Source organism: Actinophytocola sp. (assembly GCF_036555685.1).
Classification (GTDB): Bacteria; Actinomycetota; Actinomycetes; order Mycobacteriales; family Pseudonocardiaceae; genus Actinophytocola.
This window is the reverse complement of record NZ_DATBKY010000301.1, coordinates 36,414-44,190: the sequence shown is the minus strand read 5'-3', so window position 1 is coordinate 44,190 and position 7,777 is coordinate 36,414. Positions and strand designations below refer to the sequence as shown.

The following is a 7,777-nucleotide window of genomic DNA, read 5'->3' as shown; positions in this document are numbered from 1 at the left end:
GCGTACCCGCCGGCCACCGGTGGAAACGCCGTGCTCGCCCGGCTCGTGTGTCGATCCGACGCACGTGGGTACGCGCATGCGGAACCGGACCGGACAGCGCGGAGGAGTTCGTGATGAGGGAGCAGGAGATCGTGGCGGCCGTTCGCGACATCTCGGGCCTGGCGGGCGCGGACCACGCGGCGGACGCGACACGTGCCACGCTCGCCGTGCTCGGCATCCGGCTGGCCGGTGCCGAGCCGCGGAACCTGGCCGCGCAGTTGCCGGCCGGCATCGCCGAGGCGCTGCCGGAAGCCGGGCGGGGCGCGACGTTCGGGGTGGAGGAGTTCTACCGGCGCGTGGCCGACGAGGAGGGCCGCGGCTGCACGGTCGACGGCGCTCGCGAACACGCGCGAGCGGTCGTCGCCGCGCTGAAGGCGGGCGTGCCGGAAGGCGAGTTCGCCGACCTGACGGCCCAGCTGCCGGACGACTTCGCCGACGACCTCCTGTCGACGGCGCCCGCGGACGAGCGGCACGGCTGACCCACGCGGCGACCCCGGAGTGTCCATTCGGGACGGTCGACGGAAATGCAGGCGCGCACGCCGGTGATCGGGAGCATGCTTGCCGGCATGACTGGTTCGGACCCGAAAACGGAACTGCACTACTACCTGACCCGAGCCCGCGATGCGTTGCTCTGGAAGACGGACGGGCTCTCCGAGTACGACGTCCGCCGCCCGCTGGTGCCGACCGGCACCAACCTGCTCGGGCTGCTCAAGCACGTCGCCAGCGTGGCCGCCGGGTACTTAGGCGACTGCTTCGGCCGGCCGTTCGGCGAGCCGCTGCCCTGGCTGGCCGACGACGCCGAGCCGAACGCCGACATGTGGGCCACCGCGGACGAGTCGCGGGAGGAGATCGTCGGTCTCTACCGCCGCGCCTGGGCGCACGCCGACGCCACGATCGACGCGGTCCCGCTCGACGCCACCGGCATGGTCCCGTGGTGGAGGCCCGAGGCGCGGGAGCCGACCCTGCACCGGGTCCTCGTGCACATGATCGCCGAGACCGAGCGGCACGCCGGGCATGCCGACATCGTCCGCGAGCTCATCGACGGATCGGCGGGGATTCGAGCGGACCGCTCGAACCTGCCCGACGGCGACGCCGCCTGGTGGGCGGCTCATCGCGACCGGATCGAGCAGGCCGCGAAGATCGCCGGGGCGCGGTGACCGCGGCAGGAGTCCCGGTCGCCCAGGCGACTTGCCGGCGAATCCGGAAGCCGAACGTCCGGAACCGGCCCTAGCGTGCGGGCATGACCGACGACACCGAGCAGACTCCGTTCGCGAGCCCCGTGATGGCCGGTGACGAGATCGCGACGCTGCTCAGCACGCTGGAGCGCAACCGGCGCACGTTCGCCTGGAAGTGCGGAAACCTCGACGCCGACGGCCTGCGGGCCACGACGGCCGCGAGCACGATGACCCTGGGCGGCCTGCTCAAGCACCTCGCCCTGGTCGAGGCGGACTGGTTCGCGGCCAAGCTGTGCGGCGAACCGCTCGGCCCGCCGTGGGACGGGGTCGACTGGGACGCCGACCCGGACTGGGAGTGGCGCACCGCGGCCGACGACAGGCCCGAGGAGCTGTACGCCCTCTGGCACGCGGCGGTCGCTCGTTCGCGTGCGCTGGTCGCCGCCGCGCTGGCCACGGGCGGCGCCGACCAGCCGGCCCGTTTCACCTGGCCCGACGGGCGCACCCCGAACCTACGGCGGGTGCTCGCCGACATGATCGAGGAGTACGCCCGCCACACCGGGCACGCCGACCTGCTCCGCGAGTCCGTCGACGGCCTGGTGGGTGAGAGCCCGCCCCGGCCCTGACGGCCCGCCGCGACGGGTGTTGCGCTCCAGGCGGACGGTCGATGTCCGCCTCGAACCGGACGCCTCACCTTCTCCGCAGCCCGCCGACGGCCAGCACGATGCCGCCGAGCACGCACAGCACGCCGATTCCCGTCCACAGCTTCTGGCCGGTCATGAAGCTGCCTTCGAGGTAGCCCAATCCCTGCAGCGTCCACACCGCACCGAGTATCACCAGCACCACGCCGAGACCGACGAGCAGCCACTTGCCCATGGCGGGTGAGGCTATTCGAGTTCGCCCGGATCCTGCAGCAGCCGGACGTTGGTCGTGGTGAAGCCGGGCTTGGACACGGTGAGGGTGGGCGGCACGAAGTGCCGTGTCCGTTCGTGCGTGATGGGGTCGACCTGCCACCTGATCTTGGGCCGCAGCGTGGCGGTGAACGCCGCCTGGCCGCTCGTGCCGGTCTGCAGCGGGCCCACCGTCTGGGCCGCGCCGGTCGTGGTGAAGTTGTTCAAGGTCACGTCGGCCTGGTCCACTGGCGTCCCGGTGTCCGCGTTCGTCACGGTCGCCGTGTAGGCACGGTTCGCGCCGGCCTGCGGGGTGGGGGAGACCGCCGCGTGCAGGTGACCGGGTATCGGGATGACGGCGGGGCCGAACAGGTCCGCGAGCACGAGCGCCAGGACCAGGTTGGCGGCGGTCACCACCACCCGCCGCGCCGACACGACGCTGGAGGGACTGCGCAGGAAGCCCAGGCCGGCCAGGCCCGGGGCGACCAGCCCGTCGATCGCGTCGTTGATGGCCGACTCGATCTGTGGCTGGAGGATGGCTCCCACCCCGGGCGCCATGAGGGACAGGAACATTCCCGCCACGGCGAGCGTGGGCGAGGGTCCGGTGGTCGTGACGGCCAGCGTGGTGGTGCCGGGAACGCTGAGGATCCGGCCCGGCCGGCTGGCGTCACCGGACGGCGCCGGCGTCAGCACGAGGGTGCCGGTGAACGTGATCGTGTCGGTGAACAGGTAGAAGACCCGGAAGGTGAAGAACCCCGTCACGGTGACGGTGACCGAGCCGGGAGCTCCGGGCGTGGCGGGGGTGAGCGTCGGGACGATGCCCGTTACGGCTCCGGTGAGCGGGATGTACGCGCCGAGCGACGCGGCGGCGACCGCGGCGACCACCCACGGAGGCGGCGTCAACGTGACGGTGCCGACGCGCCCGGACACCGCCGCGGCCAGCGCCGCGGCGGAGAGCGTGGTGCGCGTGGTCGGGACGCTGATGGCCGTCAGGGGCGCCGGCGAGGCAGGCGTGCCGGGCGGGAGACCGGTGACCAGGCCCGACCGGAACAGGTCGCCACCCGCGGGGCCGGTGTTCACCACGTGCAGCGTCGCCACGCCGGGCGGGGGCGGCGATGCCGACGCGAAGTTCAGCAGGAAGGGGCTGGCCGCCGTCGCGGCCGCCGTGTCGGTCGCGGCGCTGGGCGTGATGGTGGTGAAGGTGCCGCCCAGCGCCGGGCCGATGCCGATGAAACCGCCGAAGTCCAATGGCGACAGTGACAGCGGGTACGGCACGTCAGCACGCTTCCAGGTCGTTCGTTTCGGCTGAGACCTCCGGCGCGGGCGCCGGCTGCGTGAGCCCGCGGGCGAGCTCCGCGGGCTCCACGTTGATCTGGAAGTGCATCGTGTCCTTCGTGGTACGCCAGCGGCCACCCCAGGCGAACACCTGATGGCCGTCGACCGTCTTGATCGCCTCGACGGCCGCGACCTGTTGAGGTGTGAAGCTGGTGTCGGCGGTGCCGGCCCGCACGTCGCGGCAGCGTTCCTCCTTCGTCGCGGCAGTGGAGAACCTGACCGGCCGCCCGTCGGGGGTGGCGCGGTTGACGTTGCAGGCAGGCTGCGCATGGTCGATGTCGATCGCGAGCCCGTAGGCGTGCAGCGACCGCGTCTGCTGACCGCCGATGTTGCGGCAGTTGAACACCCACGCGCGATGTGGGTGGTACCCGGCGCCGGTGAGCGCCTGCTCGAGCGCGCGCCAGGCGTCCACCGTCTCGGGGTTCACCGGGGTGTTCCACTTGCCGAACAGCCGCAGCCGCACCATCCGTTGCTCGGCACACTCGTACGCACGCCATGCCCGGCGCAGCCGGGCCGTCGTCAGAACGGCCGGACGGGAACGCGCCGCCTCCTCGCCGGGAACCATGGTGTCCACTTCGGACTCGTCCGCGTAGAGTGTGTGCCGGGCGAACTCCTCCAGCTCGAACAGCTCCTCCGACTCGTCCTCCCATTCGTTCGCGAAATCCCCCTGCCACTCGAAATCCCCCTGCCACTCGAAATCCCCCTGCCGCTCGGACTCCGCCTGCGGCCCGGCTTCGGACTCCGGTTCGGCGATGTCCCACTCCGCGAGCTCCGCCGCGCCGTAGATCTCCGGCTCGACCTCGTGCCCGGTCGCGGGCCCGCCGGACGCGTCCGGGACGTCGGCGGCGGCGTCGGCCAGGACGCGCCAGCCGTACGCGCGGGGAATCCGGAAGTGGTCGAGCGTGCTCGACTCGACGCGATACCAGCGGTCCAGCCCCGATCCGGCCAGCGTCCCCGAGAGGCTGGTCCGCAGTTCGTCGCTGAACCGCTTGGTGGACCCGTTCCCGTGGTAGAACACGCGCAGCGCCCCGCCCCGGGCGGTCATGTAGTCGGCGCCGCCGGCCGCCGCGCGGTCGGTTCGAATGCGTTCCGCGGCCCAGTCCGCGAGATACCGCGGGCTCTGGTACAGCGCGTCGAACACGTGGACCTGGTGCACGCGCCGGGCGATGTCCGGATGCTTGAGGATGCCGAGCAGCGCCGCGCCGCCACCGGAATGCGCGGTGAGGATGAGCCGGTCGACGCGCGGTGGCCGGCCGCCGAGTGTCGCGGCGAACCGGTCGAGCGAGAACCGCACGAGGTCGTCGAGGCCGGTGTGCGTGACGAGGGCCGGGAAGGTGAAGACGTTGAACTTGCCGCCTTTCTGCCGCACGCCGGTGTCGTGGCCCTTCGGCAGCACGGTGATGGTCGGCCGGGTGCGGCCGGCGCCGGTCGCCGATCCGGCGGGCGTGAGGTCGAGCCCGCTGACCGGCTTGATGTCCCGGTCGAGCTTCATGCCCGAGTACCAGAAGCCGTGCAGGTGGACCACGACGTCGATCGAGTCGGGCACCGCCGGCACGTTCCACCGCAGGATCAGGTCGGGTCCGGGCCCGTGATGGCTCGCGAGCAGCGGCACCCGTTGCACCGCGAGCTCGCGGCCGGCCGGGCCGGACCGCACCGCGTGGGCCGGCTGGGCGGGCGGGCGGTAGGTCCAGTGCCACGCTTCCTTGACATACGGGTGGAAGTCGAACTTCGCGGCGTTGTCGACCAGCCACCGGTGGAACCAGGACCGCGTGCCGATCAGCCCGAGCTGCTGGCCGGCTGCACCCGTGCCGAAGTCGATCGCCAGCCCGTCCTGGTGGTTGCTGTAGCCGGGCGCGGCGACGTACTGCGCGATTTCGTGTGCCATCGCCTCGACGGCCGCCGGACCGTAGTCACCGGCGTGGAGCCGTCCTTTTGCGACCATCTGCTGGTAGTAGTGCGGGAAGCCGCCCCGGCGTCCCTTCCCTTGCCAGATGAGGAACTGCTGGCTCGCGGGGCGGTAGGCACTGAGGACGCCGATCTGGACCTTGCCGGCCAGGCCGGCCGCTCCCAGCGCGGTCGTCGCCTTGCCCAGCATCGACCGCGCCTGCGCCGCCGCGTCCTTGCGCGCCCGCTGCCCACCGACGATCACGTCGAGGTCCTGCTCCGGCAGATCCGCGGTGAACGTCGCGCCCGCCTTCCGGGAGTTCTCGACGTGCTTGTCGTACACGGCGCGCATGAACGCGAGCTGCTCGGCGGACTTGCCCGGCCACTCCAGCCGGCTCGAGGACAACGCACTGCCGGTCTCGTGTGCCACGGCCGGCGGTTCGGCCGCCCACCCCTCCGGGGCGAACGGCGACTCGTTCTCGCCGGAGCCGGGGCTGCCGTACTCGGGCCACGACGCAGGCAGCGTCACCGCCGTTTCGCTTGCGGTCCAGGAAGTCTCGGCGAACGGGGACTCGGCCTCACCGAGGTTCGCCGCGGATACGTCGCTCGTCATCTCGAGGCCTCACACACGATGTCCGTTGACGCCCGCGGGTGCGAATGCCGGCTTCGCCGGACCCGCCGTGGGAGCCGGCGTCGGGACCGGTGCGGGAAGCGGCGTGGGAACCGGCGCGCGCAGTGGCTGCGCGGGCTGCCGGGCCGCGGCTCCGGTGCCGGCGGTCGGGATCTTGATGCGCGTGCCGGTCGCCGACTGCCACAGGTCGATGATGCGGTTCACCTCGATGTTCAACGTGGTCGGCGGGCCCCCGATCGTGTCGGGCAGGTATAGCGACTCCGGCGCGGCGTTCGGGTTGAACAGGCCGAGCTCGATACCCCACAGCAGCGCGGACATCGGGTCGGACAGCTCGAACAGCTCGCGGGCGCGGGGGGCCGGGACGACCCCGACCCGCTCGCCCAGCTTGGCGAGCCGCTCGGCCGGGCTGGTGGCGGTCGCCTGGAGGTCCTGGACCACCGGGGTGTCGGACGCGACCGTGAGGTCGCACAGGGACATGCCGGCGGAGTACGTCAGCTCCTCCCGCGAGAGCAGCCCGCCCTGCCGGCGGTTGCCGAGCATGTCGTCGAGCGCCTCGGCCAGCAGACCGACGTACTGGGCGTCCGTGGCATTCGCGCCGACCTGATTGATCTTGTTCTCGTAGCCGGTCCACACCTGCGTGAGCAGCTCCCGGAACCGGTCGCCGAACGCGGTGTTGGCGCCGTTGCCTACGTCCGCCTTCCACGGAGCCGCGCCCGGCGGCAGCCCCGGCACCGCGTGCGGGAGGTCGAAGCCGAACATCCGCCAGTACGCGTTGCGGCGGTTGATCCGGTCGTCGTCGCGAAGCTTGCTCTCCACACCGCCGATCGAGAACAGCGGCGGGCTCCGGAACAGCAGCTCCTCCATGACCCGCGCCCATTGCAGGGTTTCCGGCCGCAGCTTGCCGAGGGTCTCGCCGCGCACGATCCGGGCGAGGATCTTGGCGATGATCTCGTACACGCCGGTGCTCTCGATCAGGTACGCGTAGACGAGGTGATCCCACAGCAGCGGCGCGGTGTGCCGGTCGGCCGTCTGCTGCCAGTTGCCCGGATCGTTCAGCAGGATGCCTGGTTCCAGCGTCTTCAGCAGCTCCTCCGGCACGTCGAAGTCCGCGATCACCGTCGTGCTGCCGAGCTGCGCGGTCGCCGGGCTCTTGCCGAGCACGGGAACCTGGGGGGCCGCGGCCCACGCCACCTCCAGCCAGCGGCTCAGCTGGATCGGATGGACGAGGAAGATCCGAGCCGGGTCGGGAAACTGCCTGGCGAGGTAGCGGTACATGATTCCTCCGGACTAGCTCTTGAAGACGGGCAGGGACGGGCCGAACGCGACGAGGGCGTCATGGCAGTCGACCAGCTCGACGCGGGAGATCGGCATGTCCGCCGAGATCTCGTCGAGCTCCAGCTCGCCCTTGCCGTTGTCGGGAATGGCGATGTGCTCGGTCAGCTGACCCGATTTCCCGTCCCCCGGGCTTTCGACGATCGCGGTACGCGCCGCCGGGGGGATCGGGTCGTCGATGACCACGAAGGTGTCGTAGCCCTCGTTCTTCCGGTGCATGCGCAGCGGAAGCGGCGCGTCGGCGCGGCCGAGGAGTCCTCGCAGCACGTCGTAGTCACGCGCGGCACGGCTGCGGACGGGGTCCGGGCGCGGTCCGTGGTGGTCATGGTTGTCGATGCCGCTCGTCACCGCGGTCGGCGCCTGCTGGCCTTGGGCGGCGATCGACTCGAGGGCGCGGACGAGGCGGTCGACGAGCGCCGGATCGATGCCGTTCGGTTCGGGTTTCTGGCCGGTGGGTGCCGGCTGTTTGGTTGGCATGTGGGCTCCTGGTTGAC

8 protein-coding genes are annotated in these 7,777 nt (G+C 71.8%); 3 read left to right on the top strand and 5 right to left on the bottom strand.

Annotation, left to right across the window (positions count from 1 at the left end):
* The first annotated feature begins 113 nt into the window (after positions 1–113).
* The 3 genes from VH969_RS31640 (at position 114) to VH969_RS31630 (ending at position 1,837) form a co-directional block, all read left to right on the top strand.
* The gene (locus VH969_RS31640) at positions 114–518 is read left to right on the top strand and encodes a DUF2267 domain-containing protein (protein ID WP_331981015.1); all 405 of its coding nucleotides are present in this window, start codon (positions 114–116) and stop codon (positions 516–518) included.
* A gap of 87 nt (positions 519–605) precedes the next feature.
* Complete coding sequence (locus VH969_RS31635; RefSeq protein ID WP_331981013.1) at positions 606–1,196, top strand: DinB family protein; 591 nt, start codon at positions 606–608, stop codon at positions 1,194–1,196.
* A gap of 83 nt (positions 1,197–1,279) precedes the next feature.
* Complete coding sequence (locus tag VH969_RS31630) at positions 1,280–1,837, top strand: DinB family protein (protein WP_331981011.1); 558 nt, start codon at positions 1,280–1,282, stop codon at positions 1,835–1,837.
* 64 nt (positions 1,838–1,901) lie between these two features.
* On the opposite strand, the gene VH969_RS31625 is transcribed toward VH969_RS31630, so the two are convergent.
* From VH969_RS31625 to VH969_RS31605, 5 genes are read right to left on the bottom strand one after another with little or no spacing between them, the layout of a single operon-like run.
* A complete protein-coding gene (locus VH969_RS31625) occupies positions 1,902–2,087 on the bottom strand; it encodes a hypothetical protein (RefSeq protein WP_331981009.1) in 186 nt (61 codons plus the stop codon).
* An 11-nt stretch (positions 2,088–2,098) separates the two neighbouring features.
* Positions 2,099–3,376 (bottom strand): hypothetical protein, encoded by a 1,278-nt coding sequence (locus VH969_RS31620; protein WP_331981007.1) that lies wholly within the window; start codon positions 3,374–3,376, stop codon positions 2,099–2,101.
* A gap of 1 nt (position 3,377) precedes the next feature.
* Positions 3,378–5,933: a D-alanyl-D-alanine carboxypeptidase family protein gene (locus VH969_RS31615; protein ID WP_331981005.1), complete on the bottom strand. Its 2,556-nt coding sequence runs from the start codon at positions 5,931–5,933 to the stop codon at positions 3,378–3,380.
* 9 nt (positions 5,934–5,942) lie between these two features.
* The gene (locus tag VH969_RS31610) at positions 5,943–7,226 is read right to left on the bottom strand and encodes a hypothetical protein (protein WP_331981003.1); all 1,284 of its coding nucleotides are present in this window, start codon (positions 7,224–7,226) and stop codon (positions 5,943–5,945) included.
* Between the two features lie 12 nt (positions 7,227–7,238).
* Positions 7,239–7,760 (bottom strand): hypothetical protein, encoded by a 522-nt coding sequence (locus VH969_RS31605; RefSeq protein WP_331981001.1) that lies wholly within the window; start codon positions 7,758–7,760, stop codon positions 7,239–7,241.
* Between the last annotated feature and the right edge of the window lie 17 nt (positions 7,761–7,777).